A 15430-nucleotide genomic window follows, 5' to 3' on the forward strand; every position below is an offset into this window, starting at 1 on the left:
TTATTATTGAGATTTTAGTTCTTAAAAAATATTAATATAAGACAGATTTACCTCAATAGACTATAAAAATTAGCAAAAGCTTGGGTTTAGCAGCTATCATAAATGAAAATTTATAATACTTGATAATTAAAGAAATAGTATTAGTACAAATTTAAGAAATGAAATATCCATCAAAATTTATGGTTGTAGCATTAATTATATTAAAAATATTAGACTCTAATAAAAATTAAGTTTGCAACATTTGGGTAAATATCTAAAAAGTTTCTAATGAAAAATGAAGGATGTGCATATGAAAGTAGTAATTGTAGGAGCGGTAGCTGGCGGTGCAACTTTTGCAACATCTCTACGCCGCTTAGATGAAGATGTTGAAATAGTAATGTTTGAAAAAGATAGGGATATGAGTTTTGGTAATTGTGAGCTGCCTTATTATTTATCATACGAAATAAAAGATAGCAGCCTTTTAGTCCACAGGGATAGTGAAAAATTTAAAAAAGGCTATAATATCGATGCTTACAATTATCATGAAGTTATAAGTATTAATCGCGAAGAAAAATATGTCACAGTTTTAGACAAGAGGTGTGATAAGGAGTTTAACGAAACTTACGACTACCTAGTTTTAGCTCCAGGTGCCCATCCAAATATCCCACAATCTATAAAAGGCACTGATAAGGACCATGTTTTTACTATCCGTAATGTTATGGATGTAGAAAATATCAGAAACTATTATGAAGAAAATGATGCCAAAAATATTTTAGTAGCTGGTGGTGGATTTATCGCTATTGAAGCCGCTCACGCCCTAAATGAGCTAGAAGATACAAATGTATCTATGTTTGTCAGAAGTAAGATTTTAGGGATGATAGATGATGAACTAGCACCTTTTATAGAAGAAAATATAAAAGAAAATAATGTAAACATCATTCATGAAAAAGAACTAGTAGAAATCAGAGATAATGAAGTTGTCTTTGCCTCCGGTAAAAAAGTAAAGGCCGATATGGTAATCCTTGCCCTAGGCATGGCTGCCAATAACAAACTTGCTGTCGATGCAGGGCTAGAAATTACCGACAAGGGATCAATAGTAACTGATGAAAATTATCAGACTACCGATCCAAGTATTTATGCCATAGGTGATGCTATTGATATTACAAACTTTATTACAAATGAAAAGCAAAACCTAAAATTAGCTTGGCCAGCCCATAGACAAGCCAAATTTTTAGCAGGTCACCTATTAGGCAAAGATGAAGAACCCTTAAAATATATAGGAACATTTTTAATCAAATCCTTTGATTTAAATATTGGTATGACTGGGTTAAATGAAAAAACTCTGCAAAAACTAGGTTATAACTATGATGTAACCCTTATCTCCCATTCTGATAAGGTAGGGATTATGCCAAGTTCAGAAATGGTTTATATGAAATTACTTTTTGAAAAGGAAACTGGCAAAATTTATGGTGCCCAAGCAGTGGGCAAGGGGATTGTTGATAAAAGAATCGATGTCATTGGTACTCTTATAAAAATGGGTGGAACAATTACTGATTTGCACGACCTAGAATTAGGCTACCAGCCTTATTATTCTACAACTGAAGATATAAATAATGTCATAGCTAACCAATCTATAAATATTTGCAAAGGTCGCTTGCCACACGTAAAATTTTCTGATTTTTGTACTACTAAGGATGATTATGAAATAATCGATATAAGAAATAAAAGTGCCTTTGAAGAATGCCACATAAAGGGAGCAAAACTTTTTGAAGGCAAAAAATTACGAGATGAATACGAAAAACTTCCTAAAGATAAGAAGATCCTATTTTACGATGAAACTGGGGTTACTAGCTCAAATATGATAAAAATGCTAAATAATTTTGCCTACAATAATATTTATATGTTAGATGGTGGCTTACTTTATTTTAGAAAATATGATGATTACTTTAAATTAAACATGCTTTGTTAATAAAAATATCCCTACAAAAGTTTATAACATACTTTTGTAGGGATAAATTTATATATTATTTATTTCTCTAACTCTAAGGCAGGCTACAAAATGCCCTGGTTTTACTTCTTCTAGGGCTACATCTTCTTGCCTACACTTATCTTTTGCATAAGGGCACCTATCTACAAATCTGCATCCGCCACCTATATTTATAGGGCTTGGTACATCTCCTTCTAGCTTTATAGTTTCCTTGCTCCTTTGAACTTCAGGATCAGCTATAGGAATTGCTGATAATAAGGCTTTGGTATATGGGTGTAGGGGATTTTCGTAAAGTTCATCAGACTCTGATAATTCCATCATGCGTCCTAGATACATTACTCCTACCCTATCAGAAATATACCTTACCATTGATAAGTCATGGGCTATAAATAAAAGTGTAAGTCCTAGTTCATTTTGTAAATCTTTTAGTAAGTTTACAACCTGAGCTTGGATAGAAACATCTAGGGCTGATATTGGCTCGTCACAGACTATAAAGTCTGGATCAAGGGCTAGGGCTCTTGCAATACCAATTCTTTGTCTTTGGCCACCTGAAAATTCATGAGGGAATCTTTGAGCATGTTCGCTACTAAGTCCTACTAGCTTTAATAGGCTAATAACTTTTTCTTTTCTTTCACTCTTAGTTCCTATGTTATAAATTTCAAGGGGTTCAGCTATGATATCTTCTACTGTCATACGAGGGTCTAGGGAAGCGTAAGGGTCTTGAAAGATCATTTGCATTTTTTGGCGAATATCTTTCATTTGGCGGTTTTTAAGCTTATAGATATCTACACCGTTAAAGTTAACTTCTCCTCCTGTTGGCTCATAGAGTCTAAGGATAGTCCTACCTGCAGTAGACTTTCCACATCCAGATTCTCCTACTAATCCAAAAGTTTCTCCTGGATATATATTAAAACTTAAATCATCTACAGCATGCAAAAGTCCCTTGTCAACTTTAAAAAACTTTGAAATAGAATTTACTTTTATTATTGGATCCTTATCATAAATATTTTTATTAGTACTCTTTACCTTTAGTAGATCATCTTTAGAATTTTCAGATATTTCTTCTTCATTAACTTTTACTACTGATAAGTGGTCAGTTTCTCTAATAATTTCTTTATTTTCATTAATTTTTGTCATTTGCTTATCTCATTTCTATATAAGAAGGGTGTTTTTTAAAACATCTGCTGCAGTGACATTTTTTAATATTATAAAAATCAGGTATATTTTTTTCACAAACTACCATTGCCTCATCACACCTATCAAAAAATGCACAACCTAAAGGTGGTTTATATAAGTCTGGTGGTGTACCTTCAATAGCATTTAGCGCTTCATTTCTATTCATATTTAGCTTTGGTACAGCTTCTAATAATTTGCGAGTATAAGGATGGCTAGGATTGTTAAAAATCTCATCTACCGAACCTTCTTCAACTATTTGCCCTGCATACATTACAATAATATCATCAGCCATATCTGCCACAACTCCTAAATCGTGAGTGATAATTATTATTGAGTTGCCTTCTTGCTTTTGTATTTCTTTCATGAGGTCTAAAATTTGAGCTTGGACTGTCACATCTAGGGCTGTAGTAGGTTCATCAGCAATTAAAAGATCCGGTCTAACAGCCATTGCTATAGCTATCATTACTCTTTGCCTCATACCACCTGAAAATTCATGAGGATACTGATCAATTCTTTTTTCCGCTTGTGGAACACTTACTTTTTTTAGCATTTCTATGGCTATTTGCCTAGCTTCACTATTGGATATTTTTTTATGACGTTTTAGCCCTTCTACTATTTGCTTTCCAACTTTCATTGTTGGATTTAGACTGGTCATAGGATCTTGAAACACCATGGAGATTTCATTGCCACGGATATTTGTCATTTCCTTTTCTGATTTTTCTAAAAGATTTTCACCCTTAAAAACTATTTCTCCACCCTTATATAAAACTGGAGGTTTTGGTAAAAGTTGCATTATTGCATTTGCTGAAACAGATTTACCACATCCTGATTCTCCAACTATAGCCAAAGTTTTACCTTTTTCTAGATTATAGGAAATGCCTCTAACAGCTTCTACTTCACCAAAAAAAGTTTGAAATGATACTTTTAAATCTCTAACTTCTAATAAATTTTCCATCTTAACCTACTTTCTAAGCCTTGGATCTAGTGCATCACGCAATCCATCACCTAGCACATTAAAGGCAAACATAATTAAAGATATAATCAATGCTGGATAGAATATTTGATAATACAAATCTATGCCCATTACAGCTAAACCATCATTTGCTAAAACTCCTAGTGAAGGTTGAGGTGGTTGAAGCCCTAAACTTAAAAATGATAAAGTTGCTTCTGAAAATATAGCACGAGGAATAGTAAGAGTTAGATTTACTAAAATTGGACCAAGTGTATTTGGTAAAATGTGTTTTCTTAGAATATATGATGGTGAAGCACCCAGAGATCGTGATGCCAAAGCATATTCTGATTGTTTAAGTTGTAAAACTTGACCACGTACTAAAAGTGCCATAGGAACCCATCCAGTTATACTCATTGCTATTACCAAGGTAAGCAATGATGCACCTTGTTGGGATGAAAAAGTTACTGAAATTAGTATTACTATTAGCATATAGGGAATAGCATATATAATTTCAGCAATACGCATCATAATGGAATCCACTCTAGGACTTGCCATACCTGCTATACCTCCATAAGTTACACCTATAATAAAATCAAACGCTGCTGCAAGTATTCCTATTAAAAGTGAGTATCTTATACCATAGCACACACGAGTAAATAAATCACGACCCAACTCGTCAGTTCCAAACCAGTTCTCATCATCAGGTATACTATTAATTTTTAAAAAGTTTTGCTCTGCATAATCAACATTAGTAAACTTTGGTCCTACAAAAGCCATTATTAATAAAGCTATGATTATAAAAATTCCTAGCATAGCCAATTTATTTTGCCTAAGTCTTCTAAAAACATCTGACCAATAACCTATAGTTGGTCGTGTTATTTTTTCTTTATCTGTATCTTTTTTTACAGGTCTAAAAGATTCAGGAGTTAGTTTTAAAGTTTCTATATTCTTTTCCATTTTTAGTTCCTCGCTATATCTATTCTAGGGTCAATTATTCCATAAAGAATATCAACTATAAGAAGTAAAATTATTAGAATAAATGAATAAAAAATTGTTGTTCCCATTATTAGAGTATAGTCTCTATTTCCTATAGATGTTACAAAAAATGCACCAAGTCCTGGTATACCAAATATTTTTTCAATTACAAAAGATCCTGTAATGAGTCCTGCAAGAGTAGTACCCATTGTAGAAACTATAGGTAAGATTGCATTTCTAACCGCATGGTTCATTATAACCCTAATCTTAGAAAGACCTTTTGATTTTGCTGTTTTTACATAATCTTGTCCTAAAACTTCAAGCATAGATGATCTCATAAGTCTAGCACTAGATGCCATTGGCATAAATGAAAGTGCTAAAGATGGCAAGATGGTATGCCTAAACGAACCCCAGCCACCTATTGGGAAAAATTCTGATTCTTGAGCTATAAATTTTATAAATATAGTAGCTAAAATAAAGCTCGGTACAGAAATACCTATAAGAGCTATAATCATCATTATGTAATCTGGTGCCTTATTTTGATAAAGGGCTGCTATAGAACCAAAAAGTGGTCCTAAAATCATAGCAATAATAAAAGCTTGTAAACCAAGTCTAGCAGATACTGGTGCTCCTCTTTTTATCATTTGATTTACATTTTCTGCACTAGAATACATAGAATCACCTAGGTCTCCATGAACTACATTTTTTAAATATATGGAATATTGAGTGCTGAGAGGTTGATCTAGACCATATCTTTTATTTAATGAGTCATAAACTGCTGCTGGCATCCTACCTTCCTTGGAAAATGGATCTCCCGGGACAGCATGCATCATAATAAAAGTTACTGTAATAATCACCCACATAGTAATTATTGCAAGTATAAGTCTCTTTCCAATAAATTTTTTCATTATTATCCCCTTCCATTAAATAATTTGTATTAAAATAAAAAACCGATTGAACTTAGCAAGGAGGAGGTCTAGGGTGAATTTTTCCACCCTAGAACAGTAATGCTAATCTTATCGATTTTTTACTAAATATATAACTTTTAGACTCTTATCATTTTATCTTTGAGAAAGATCAATATCTGCAAATGTTAATGTTGGGTAGTTTATGCTAGTTTTGTAAACTCCACTAACATATGGTTTTTGCATATATGGTTGAGTGTAGAAATAAATTGGTATGATTGGCATATCATCTATTAATATTTTTTCAGCTTCTGCCATTTTTTCAAATCTAAATTCATTATCAGCTGAATCACCAACTTCTGCCATTAACTTATCAAAATCTTTATTGGAGTAGAATACATCATTGTTTCCATTATCAGTCATCATTATATCGAGCATTGTATTTGGATCTAGGTAATCTCCTACCCAGCCTGCCCTAGCAATTTTATAATCACCATTTTTTCTTCTATCGATAACTACTTTAAATTCAGCATTTTCTAATTGGAAGTCTACACCAAAGGCTTGTTTCCACATTTGTTGAACAGCTTGAGCTATATTTCTGTGAGCTTCGTTTGTATTAAATAATATAACTGTTCCATTCAAATCTTCTAATTTCATGCCTTCTTCAGCAAGTCCTTCTTCAAGTAGATCTTTAGCTTTTTCTTTATCTTCTTTAATTAGATTGCCATTTCTATCTCTGAATTCTTTGCCGTCTGGGTCTAAAAATCCGAATGGTACCAAACCTTCTGCTGGAATTTGTCCACCTTTTGTGATATTTTCAACTATAGCTTTTCTATCAATAGCCATAGATAAGGCATTTCTAACTTTTGCATTGTTAAATGGTTTTTCTTTGTTATTAAATTGGTAATAATATGTTGCTACATCTCCACCAATTATTAGTTCTGGATTATCTTCTTTGATAAGTTTATCTACTACTGCTGTTGGTGGATTTATAATAAAGTCATATTCGCCACCTTCATATTTAGTATATTGTGTATTTTGTTCTTCAATTATATCTAAGTCGATACCATCAAGTTTTACTTCATCAGCTCTATACCAATCTGGATTTTTTCTTAGAGTGATTTTTTGATTGTGATCCCAGCCTGTTATCTTAAAAGGACCATTTGATACAAACTCTGTATTTGTTGGGTCTTTTGCCCAGTCAGCATTTGCTTCAACAACATTTTGATTTACTGGATATAAGGTATAAAATGCTGTTAACCCTAAAAAGTATGGTGATGGTTTTTTAAGTTTTACTTCTAGAGTTTTATCATCTATACTTTTGATTCCTATATCATCTGCTGATCCGTCACCGTTTAGATATTCTTCAGCCCCTACTACATAGTTTGAAATTTGGTAAGCATAATCAGATGCAAGTTTAGGATCTACTACTCTTTTCCAAGCATATTCAAAATCACTTGCTTTTACTGGATCTCCATTTGACCATTTTGCATTTTCTCTTATGTGGAATGTATATGTAAGTCCATCGTCTGATTCATCGTATGATTCAGCCATAGCTGGTGCTAAATCACCATTTTCATCATAAGACATAAGACCTGTAAATGCGTGTTGTAAAATCCATGACTCATGAGTACCTTTAGCCAGAGCTGGATCTAAAGAAGCTGGTTCTGAGGAGTTATTTGTTCTTAGTATTTTTTCTCCTTGGGCTTCTTTGTCACTATTTTCCTTACTTTCTTCTTTTTCTTTTGATTCTGCTTGGTTTTTATCTTCTGAATCTTGATTTTGTGTACTTGCTACTTCTTCATTCTTTTCTTTAGCTTGATCATTATTGCCGCCACAGGCTGTAAATGCTACAAGCATAAACAATAAAAGAATACTTAAACTTAACTTTCGATTTTTCATCTCTTCCTCCATTTAGTTTACTAATGTATTAGAGCGATACATTGTTATAGATATTCTAATACAAGTTATGCCTTTTGTAAAGTATTTTTTTATTTATTTTAAAAAAATATTATAAATATGTATTTACTTGTTGAGTTTACAATCGTTCTTTTAAGCTATGTATTATTTATAAATCCATAGATTTTTGTACAAAAAAATCACCCACAAGGGATGATTTTTAATTATCAGATTCTTCTAATATTTCATTGTCATTGGCATATTGTTGATCTTTTAGTTTTCTAATCCTACAGGCTTTTATCCTATTATCCTCAATATATAGGATTTTGATTTCATAGCCATTATAAATAAGGGTTTCGTTTGCTCCTTCTTCTGGAATATAACCTAGGGAATCTATTATAAAGCCACCTAGGGAATCAAAGTTTTCATTTTCCTCATCTATATCCATAGGAATTTTTTCATTTAAGTCTTTGATATTCATAGAAGCTTTTACAACATAAACTCCCTTACGATTTTCTCTAAATTCGCTTGAAAGATTTACTCCATCGTCTAAATCTCCTACTATTTCTTCTAGAAGGTCGTCTATGGTTACTACTCCTGCAAACCCACCGTATTCATCTATTAAAACTGCCATATGAATATGTTTTATTTGCATATCAGCAAATAATTTATCTGTTTCAATTTTGTCGGGTGCAAAATAAGCAGGCTTTACTAGACTTTTTAGGTGTACATTTTTTATCCCAACCCTGGTTGCTTCTAATAAGTAATCTTTGGTATAAAGTATACCCAAGATATTATCTACTTCGTCTTCATAAACAGGTATTCTAGAATGTTTTATCTTTGTAAACTCGTCTAACCAAGTTCTTTGATCATCATTTACGTCTATCATAAAAACATCTGTTCTTGCTGTCATTATTTCTTCTGCAATTAAATCATCAAAGCCCATAATGGAATGGATCATTTTTGATTCCATAGGGCGGATGATACCTTGATTTTCTCCAACTTGGAATATAGATTTTATCTGCTCGCTTGTAACTTCTTTTTCGACGGTTCCTGCTTCTATACCAAAGATATTCATAAAAAAGTTTGTTACAGATATAGTTATAGAAACTAAAGGTTTGGTCAAAAACATGACAAACATAGTAAGGCCTACAGTGTATCTGGTTATTTTCATAGGAAATCTTACACCAATTCTTTGTGGAATCTTATCCACAAATATAACTTTTATAATCGAGTATAAAACTATTTCAATAAAAGTCATCCAACTTAAAGATAACTTTCCATTAAAGAAAAATCCATCAGTACTTATATCACTTAATCTTTTTGAAATGTAAGCAATAGTTAAAAGGGATAATATTATATTTATTATGTCGAAAGATTGATTTAGTCTATCTTGATCCGATACAATCTTTAAGATAGTCCTAGTTTTTGTGTCATTTTCTTTCTCTTCCTCTAACTTCATTGGATTTAATGTAATTAATCCTGTGTGAATGGCTGTAAAAGTACCATTAATTATTAAAAATAATATTATAATAAGAATTGTAATTAAGCTATGGTAGGGGCCTTGATCCATTTATATTCTCTCCGTTCTTTTTTTATCTAAGAATGACTATATACATTATTTTTGCTATTGTCAAAACAATTATATACAAAAAAAGAGTTCACCTCAAATTACAGGCTGAGCTCTTTTTTATTTTTTAATTTTAATATATACATCAAGGCAAAAATTACTATCAAACCAAAAGATAAAGATATAAGAGCTGAATGAGTAAATCCTGCTATGATATATGCTACTGCAGATATAGCTGCAACACTCATACCATAAGGTAATTGAGTTTTAACATGATCAATATGAATACAACCTGCCCCTGTGGATGACATTATAGTTGTATCAGATATTGGAGATAAATGATCTCCGCATACTGCCCCCGAAAGAGTAGCTGATATGCCTATAAAGAATATTGGATCTGTCGGTTCAAACATAGATACAACAATTGGTATCAAAATTCCAAATGTCCCCCAGCTTGTTCCTGTGGCAAAGGCAAGAAATATTGCAACTATAAAAATTACAACTGGCAAAAATGAATTTAAACTTCCTGCAACATTTTCCATAAGTCCACCTACATATTGAGTCGACCCCAATAGGTCATTAGATATATTCTTTAAACTTGTCGCCATGGTCAAGATCAAAATAGCTGCTACCATTGAAGAAAATCCTTCAGAAATAGCATCCATCGATTTTTCAAATGTTATAGATTTTTTCACTACAAAAAATATTATAGTGATTATTAGCGCAATAATAGATCCCATAGCAAGAGCTATTGATGAATCTGTGTTGGCAAAAGCATTCACAAAGTCATGATAAAAAGGACTATTTAAATCGAAAAACCCACCTACATTAATTAGACTAATCACACAAGAAATAATCAAAACTAATACAGGAAAAACCAAATCAATTACAGATCCATTTAAATTTTGATCTAAATCATCAGTAGCAACATCCTTACTAATACCTAGATTTCCTTCTTTTATAGCTCTTTGTTCGTATTTTTTCATTGGACCAAAATCATTGTCAAAGGCTATAATATTTATTACAAAAACCAAGGTCAAAAGAGAGTAAAAGTTAAAAGGAATTGATCTTACAAATAACTCTATACCTGACATATGACTATTTTCGGCATATCCTGAAACAGCAGCAGCCCATGAAGAGATAGGTGCTATCATACAAACAGGAGCCGCAGTTGCATCTATTATGTAAGCAAGTTTTGCTCTTGATACCTTGTGGGAATCAGTTATAGATTTCATAACAGATCCACTTGTTAAACAATTAAAATAATCATCAATAAATAGCATTATACACAAGCAAAATGTAGCAAGTTGTGAGCCTTTTCTAGTCTTTATTTTGGAATTAGCCCAATCTCCAAATGCTTTGGATCCTCCTGAATAATTTATAAGTACAACCATTATTCCAAGAACTACTAAGAATATAAAAATTCCTGAACTTCCTGAAATAGAAGTAATAAATCCTTCTTGAACTAAATTATTTAGAAAAACTCCAAATGATCCGCTTGATGATAAAATTGCCCCTGTAACAATCCCTAAAAATAAAGATGAGAATACTTCTTTTGTAAATAATGCTACAAAAATAGCTACTAAAGGTGGAAAAAGTGACCAAATACTCGCTTCAGTAGTTTTTCCTGTTATTGCAATATATATAGCAAGCCCTACAGATAGCAAGGCAATTGCCAGGGCTGGTTTTAACTTTTTAGTATCCATAAAAAACCTCTCTATGAGTTTTAAATATTTATAAGAATATCCTTCATATATAATTAGCAAAAGATCTCGCATAAGTTACAAGTTCATTTGCTAAAGTTATAATCACTTATAATTAAACTCAAATATTTTGACGTATGCATTATATTATACTTATTTTTTTTGTATATAAAAGTGCCTTTATTAACTATATTTAAGTTTAAAATTATATAAAATTGTCTTAACAATTTTGTAGCTTTTATAACAATAGAGTTATAAGCACAAAAAAAGAAGACCCATGGTCCTCTTCTTCCATTTCTTTTAGCTTTTTGCATTTAGGAAAATAAGTCCAGTAAGTATAGCAATTACGCTAGCCTTTGATATTGTTAAAATACTATCGTAATTACATTTTTATACTAAAATAGGATTCTTACTATTCCTTAGATAGAGTAGGCCTGCTATCGCCTTTTGGACCAATTGGATCTTTGCCTTCTCTAAATCCTGGTTCATCTAAAGTATCTGTAACATCAGGATCTGAGATAATATCTTTAACTTTCATTAGTCTTGCGATAGTAGCTCTCTCGTTTTCCTCTAATTTTGCTCTAATGTATTTAATAGTTTCTTCCAAGTCTGGAATAGTACGATATTCTAGAGCATTTACACGTCTACGTGTAGATTCTATTTCATCTGCCATAAGCTGGGTAGTTTTTTCAAGTTCTGCAAGTTTTAAAAGTTTTTCCATAACATCATTTAGACCAGAAATAGCTTGGTCTAGTCCTGCTGATGTTTCAGCATAACCGTAGGAAAACATACTTGCGTCTTTATTTTCTTCTACCTTAAATTCCATTTCTGGAATTCTAACACTCATGACATTTTTAACACCTATATCAACACCAACTTTTTGTGTAGGAAAGCTAACGCTAGCTTCCATTGATTCTGGGCTCATAAAGGCACTTGCAATAAGGAAGTCAGAAAAAGAATCAGATAGTTCTTTTTCTACTTCTTCTCTTAAAGTTTTGTTTTCGCGGATTAAAATCATAAATTGACGCATAAGCTCATCTTGCTTATCTTTTAATAATTTATAACCACGCTTACTTGTGCCAAGCCTTTCTTTTAAGGTGTTAAGATTCATCCTAGTTGGCGTTACTTTTAGTCTTGCCATTTTTATCACCTAATCCATATATTTTTCAATTAGGGTATCATCAATTCTCTTAAGTTCTGATTTTGGAATTAATTTTAATAATTCCCAACCAAGATTTAGAGTTTCTTCGATGGATCTATTTGTGTAATATCCTTGATTAATATATCTTTCTTCAAATTGTTTAGCAAATTCTGCAAAAGCAAGGTCTGCGTCTGAAAGTGCTGAGTCACCCAAGATTTTTTGTAATTCGCGGGCATCAACACCTGAAGCATATGCTGCATAAATTTGGTTCATAGTGCCAGCATGATCTTCACGAGTTTTTCCTTTACCAATACCCTTATCTTTCAAACGAGAAAGTGAAGGAAGAATTGATACTGGTGGTTCTACACCTTGGTTATACAATTCACGGTTTAGGATAATTTGTCCTTCTGTAATATAGCCTGTAAGGTCAGGAATTGGGTGAGTAATATCATCTTCTGGCATTGAAAGAATTGGAATTTGTGTAATAGTTCCTGGTTTGCCACGAAGTTTTCCAGCTCTTTCATAAATTGTAGAAAGATCTGTATATAAATATCCTGGATAACCACGACGTCCTGGTACTTCCTTACGAGCAGCTGATACTTCACGTAAAGCTTCTGCGTAGTTTGTCATGTCTGTCATGATTACTAGTACTTGCATGTCTTTTTCATATGCTAGGTATTCTGCACAAGTTAAAGCCATTTTTGGTGTAGATAGACGTTCGATAGCTGGATCATCGGCAAGATTCATAAATAATACTGAACGATCAAGCGCCCCAGTTTTTTTAAAGTCATCTAGGAAAAATTGTGCTTCTTCAAATGTAATACCGATAGCTGCAAATACTACCGCAAATCCTTCATCGTCATTAAGTACTCTAGCTTGACGGGCAATTTGTGCTGCTACTTGGTTGTGTGGAAGTCCGTTTCCTGAGAAAATAGGAAGTTTTTGTCCACGTACAAGTGTATTTAGTCCGTCAATCGTTGAAATACCAGTTTGGATAAATTCTGATGGATAGTCACGGCTTACAGGGTTTATAGCTGTACCGTTTACATCACGTTTTTCTTCTGGAATTATAGCTGGTCCATCATCGATTGGTTCGCCTAAACCATTAAAGGCACGACCAACCATATCTTCTGATACACCAAGTTCTAGTGGACGACCTAAAAATCTCACAGAAGTAGCTTCTAGGTTGATACCTGTTGATCCTTCGAAAAGTTGGACCATAGCTCGACCTTCTTCGATTTCTATAACACGACCACGGCGGCGTTCTCCAGTGTGCATTTCAATATCTACAAGTTCATCGAAATTGACACCTTCTACACCTTCGACAAGCATAAGAGGTCCAACAACTTCGGTTACTGTTTTATATTCTTTTAACATTATGCCTCCCTTGATAATTGACTGATTTCTTCGTCAACTTCTGCTTTGATGTCTTTCAATTTGCCTATTTCATCTTCGTGAATAAATTTTGCACGAGTGATTTTTTCATGAACTGGTAGACCTTCTATTTTATCAAGCTCAACACCATTTGCTAAAGCTTCTAATGATCTATCATAGTTATGAAGGATTAAGTCTAGCATGATGTTTTGTTTGTTAAGTGAACAGAATGTATCTACATCATGGAAGGCATTTTGTTGTAAGTAGTCTTCTCTGATTGATTTTGTAACATCAAGTTTTAGTTTGTCATCATCACTAAGTGCATCACGTCCAACTAGTCTTACAACCTCTTGTAAAGATGATTCTTGAGCAAGCAAGCTCATTGCACGTTTTCTCATTGTTGAAAAGTTTTCATTGACATTTGTATCAATGTATTTATCCATCTTATCTTGATATAAAGAATAGGATGTCAACCAGTTAATAGCTGGGAAGTGACGTTGGTAAGATAGGTCATAATCTAGTCCCCAGAATACCTTTACTATACGTAGAGTAGCTTGGGTAACTGGCTCTGATAGGTCCCCACCTGGAGGGCTTACAGCTCCTATAACTGTTAATGATCCTTCTTCATCTCTATTTCCTAAAACTTCAACTTTACCACTTCTTTCGTAGAAATCTGCAATTCTAGATGCAAGATATGCTGGGAAACCTTCATCTCCAGGCATTTCTTCCAAACGACCACTCATTTCACGAAGAGCTTCTGCCCAACGGCTTGTTGAATCAGCCATCATAGCTACATTGTAACCCATATCTCTAAAGTATTCTCCAAGAGTAATTCCTGTATAAATACTTGCTTCACGGGCTGCTACTGGCATGTTAGATGTGTTGGCAATAAGAACCGTACGCTCCATGATTGATTCGCCTGTTCTAGGATCTATTAGTTCTGGGAATTCGTTAAGTACGTCTGTCATTTCGTTACCACGTTCACCACAACCTACATAAACTACCATGTCTGCATCGGCAAATTTTGCTACTTGGTGTTGTACTACTGTTTTACCAGAACCAAATGGTCCAGGGATTGCAGATGTACCTCCTTTTGCAACTGGGAAGAATGTATCGATTACTCTTTGACCTGTAATAAGTGGTTCATCAGGATCTAGTTTATTTCTTGATGGACGAGCATTTCTTACTGGCCATTTTTGAATCATATTTATTTCTTTATCGCCATCTTCTGTTTCAATTACTGCAATAGTTTCTTCTACAGTAAATTCTCCAGATTTTATATCTTTTAATTTTCCTTTGATTCCATATGGAACCATGATTTTATGTGTTAGTACCTTTGTTTCTTCTACTGTTCCTAGGATATCTCCTGCAACAACTTCATCGCCTACACTTTTTTTTGGTTCGAATTCCCATTTTGTTTCACGATTTAAAGCTGGTGCTGTAACCCCTCTTTTTAGGAAGTTTCCAGCTAAATCTTCTAATTTTTCAAGTGGTCTTTGAATACCATCGTACATGTGGCGAAGCATACCAGGTCCAAGTTCAACTGATAGAGGATGTCCTGTAGAAACTACTGGGTCTCCAGGTCCTATTCCTGTTGTTTCTTCATAAACCTGAATACTTGCAACATCTCCTCTCATCTCAATTATTTCGCCGATGAGCTTATCTTTTGATACCTCAACCACATCATAGATATTAGCATCAGATAATCCGCTAGCTTCTATCAATGGTCCTGATACTTTAGTAATTTTACCTTCTTTCAAATTAAGCTC

At 33.2% G+C, this 15430-nt stretch carries 11 protein-coding genes; 1 reads left to right on the forward strand and 10 read right to left on the reverse strand.

Features of this window, described 5'->3' with window-relative positions; genetic code table 11:
- The first annotated feature begins 289 nt into the window (after positions 1-289).
- Positions 290-1948: an FAD-dependent oxidoreductase gene (locus tag DY249_RS07595; protein ID WP_115595739.1), complete on the forward strand. Its 1659-nt coding sequence runs from the start codon at positions 290-292 to the stop codon at positions 1946-1948.
- A 48-nt stretch (positions 1949-1996) separates the two neighbouring features.
- On the opposite strand, the gene DY249_RS07600 is transcribed toward DY249_RS07595, so the two are convergent.
- The 10 genes from DY249_RS07600 to DY249_RS07650 form a co-directional block, all read right to left on the reverse strand.
- On the reverse strand, positions 1997-3103 hold the full coding sequence (locus DY249_RS07600) for an ABC transporter ATP-binding protein (protein WP_115595740.1): 1107 nt from the start codon (positions 3101-3103) through the stop codon (positions 1997-1999).
- 4 nt (positions 3104-3107) lie between these two features.
- Positions 3108-4097, reverse strand: coding sequence for an ABC transporter ATP-binding protein (locus tag DY249_RS07605; protein ID WP_115595741.1), 990 nt, complete (start codon positions 4095-4097; stop codon positions 3108-3110).
- A 6-nt stretch (positions 4098-4103) separates the two neighbouring features.
- The gene (locus DY249_RS07610; protein ID WP_101539689.1) at positions 4104-5051 is read right to left on the reverse strand and encodes an ABC transporter permease; all 948 of its coding nucleotides are present in this window, start codon (positions 5049-5051) and stop codon (positions 4104-4106) included.
- A 2-nt stretch (positions 5052-5053) separates the two neighbouring features.
- The gene (locus DY249_RS07615) at positions 5054-5977 is read right to left on the reverse strand and encodes an ABC transporter permease (RefSeq protein WP_101539690.1); all 924 of its coding nucleotides are present in this window, start codon (positions 5975-5977) and stop codon (positions 5054-5056) included.
- A 153-nt stretch (positions 5978-6130) separates the two neighbouring features.
- Positions 6131-7876, reverse strand: coding sequence for a peptide ABC transporter substrate-binding protein (locus DY249_RS07620; protein ID WP_115595742.1), 1746 nt, complete (start codon positions 7874-7876; stop codon positions 6131-6133).
- Between the two features lie 217 nt (positions 7877-8093).
- Entirely contained in the window at positions 8094-9446 is a 1353-nt protein-coding gene (locus tag DY249_RS07625) for a hemolysin family protein (protein ID WP_115595743.1), read from the reverse strand.
- 98 nt (positions 9447-9544) lie between these two features.
- Positions 9545-11149, reverse strand: coding sequence for a Na+/H+ antiporter NhaC family protein (locus DY249_RS07630; protein WP_101539693.1), 1605 nt, complete (start codon positions 11147-11149; stop codon positions 9545-9547).
- A gap of 409 nt (positions 11150-11558) precedes the next feature.
- Positions 11559-12287: a V-type ATP synthase subunit D gene (locus DY249_RS07640; RefSeq protein WP_115595745.1), complete on the reverse strand. Its 729-nt coding sequence runs from the start codon at positions 12285-12287 to the stop codon at positions 11559-11561.
- A gap of 9 nt (positions 12288-12296) precedes the next feature.
- Positions 12297-13664 carry a V-type ATP synthase subunit B gene (locus DY249_RS07645; RefSeq protein WP_115595746.1) on the reverse strand — a complete coding sequence of 456 codons (1368 nt, stop codon included), beginning with the start codon at positions 13662-13664 and terminating at the stop codon, positions 12297-12299.
- The gene (locus DY249_RS07650) at positions 13664-15421 is read right to left on the reverse strand and encodes a V-type ATP synthase subunit A (protein WP_115595747.1); all 1758 of its coding nucleotides are present in this window, start codon (positions 15419-15421) and stop codon (positions 13664-13666) included. Before DY249_RS07650 ends, DY249_RS07645 begins: the two co-directional genes overlap by 1 nt.
- Positions 15422-15430: the final 9 nt, after the last annotated feature.

Origin of the sequence: Anaerococcus octavius, from assembly GCF_900445265.1 — a bacterium.
Classification (GTDB): Bacteria; Bacillota; Clostridia; order Tissierellales; family Peptoniphilaceae; genus Anaerococcus; species Anaerococcus octavius.

Bases quoted from the DNA above. Each gene is read 5' to 3' on its own strand.
- DY249_RS07610 (WP_101539689.1), bottom strand. From the start codon at position 5,051: ATGGAAAAGAATATAGAAACTTTAAAACTAACTCCTGAATCTTTTAGA.
- DY249_RS07630 (WP_101539693.1), bottom strand. From the start codon at position 11,149: ATGGATACTAAAAAGTTAAAACCAGCCCTGGCAATTGCCTTGCTATCT.
- DY249_RS07625 (WP_115595743.1), bottom strand. From the start codon at position 9,446: ATGGATCAAGGCCCCTACCATAGCTTAATTACAATTCTTATTATAATA.
- DY249_RS07620 (WP_115595742.1), bottom strand. From the start codon at position 7,876: ATGAAAAATCGAAAGTTAAGTTTAAGTATTCTTTTATTGTTTATGCTT.
- DY249_RS07605 (WP_115595741.1), bottom strand. From the start codon at position 4,097: ATGGAAAATTTATTAGAAGTTAGAGATTTAAAAGTATCATTTCAAACT.
- DY249_RS07595 (WP_115595739.1), top strand. From the start codon at position 290: ATGAAAGTAGTAATTGTAGGAGCGGTAGCTGGCGGTGCAACTTTTGCA.
- DY249_RS07645 (WP_115595746.1), bottom strand. From the start codon at position 13,664: ATGTTAAAAGAATATAAAACAGTAACCGAAGTTGTTGGACCTCTTATG.
- DY249_RS07615 (WP_101539690.1), bottom strand. From the start codon at position 5,977: ATGAAAAAATTTATTGGAAAGAGACTTATACTTGCAATAATTACTATG.
- DY249_RS07640 (WP_115595745.1), bottom strand. From the start codon at position 12,287: ATGGCAAGACTAAAAGTAACGCCAACTAGGATGAATCTTAACACCTTA.
- DY249_RS07600 (WP_115595740.1), bottom strand. From the start codon at position 3,103: ATGACAAAAATTAATGAAAATAAAGAAATTATTAGAGAAACTGACCAC.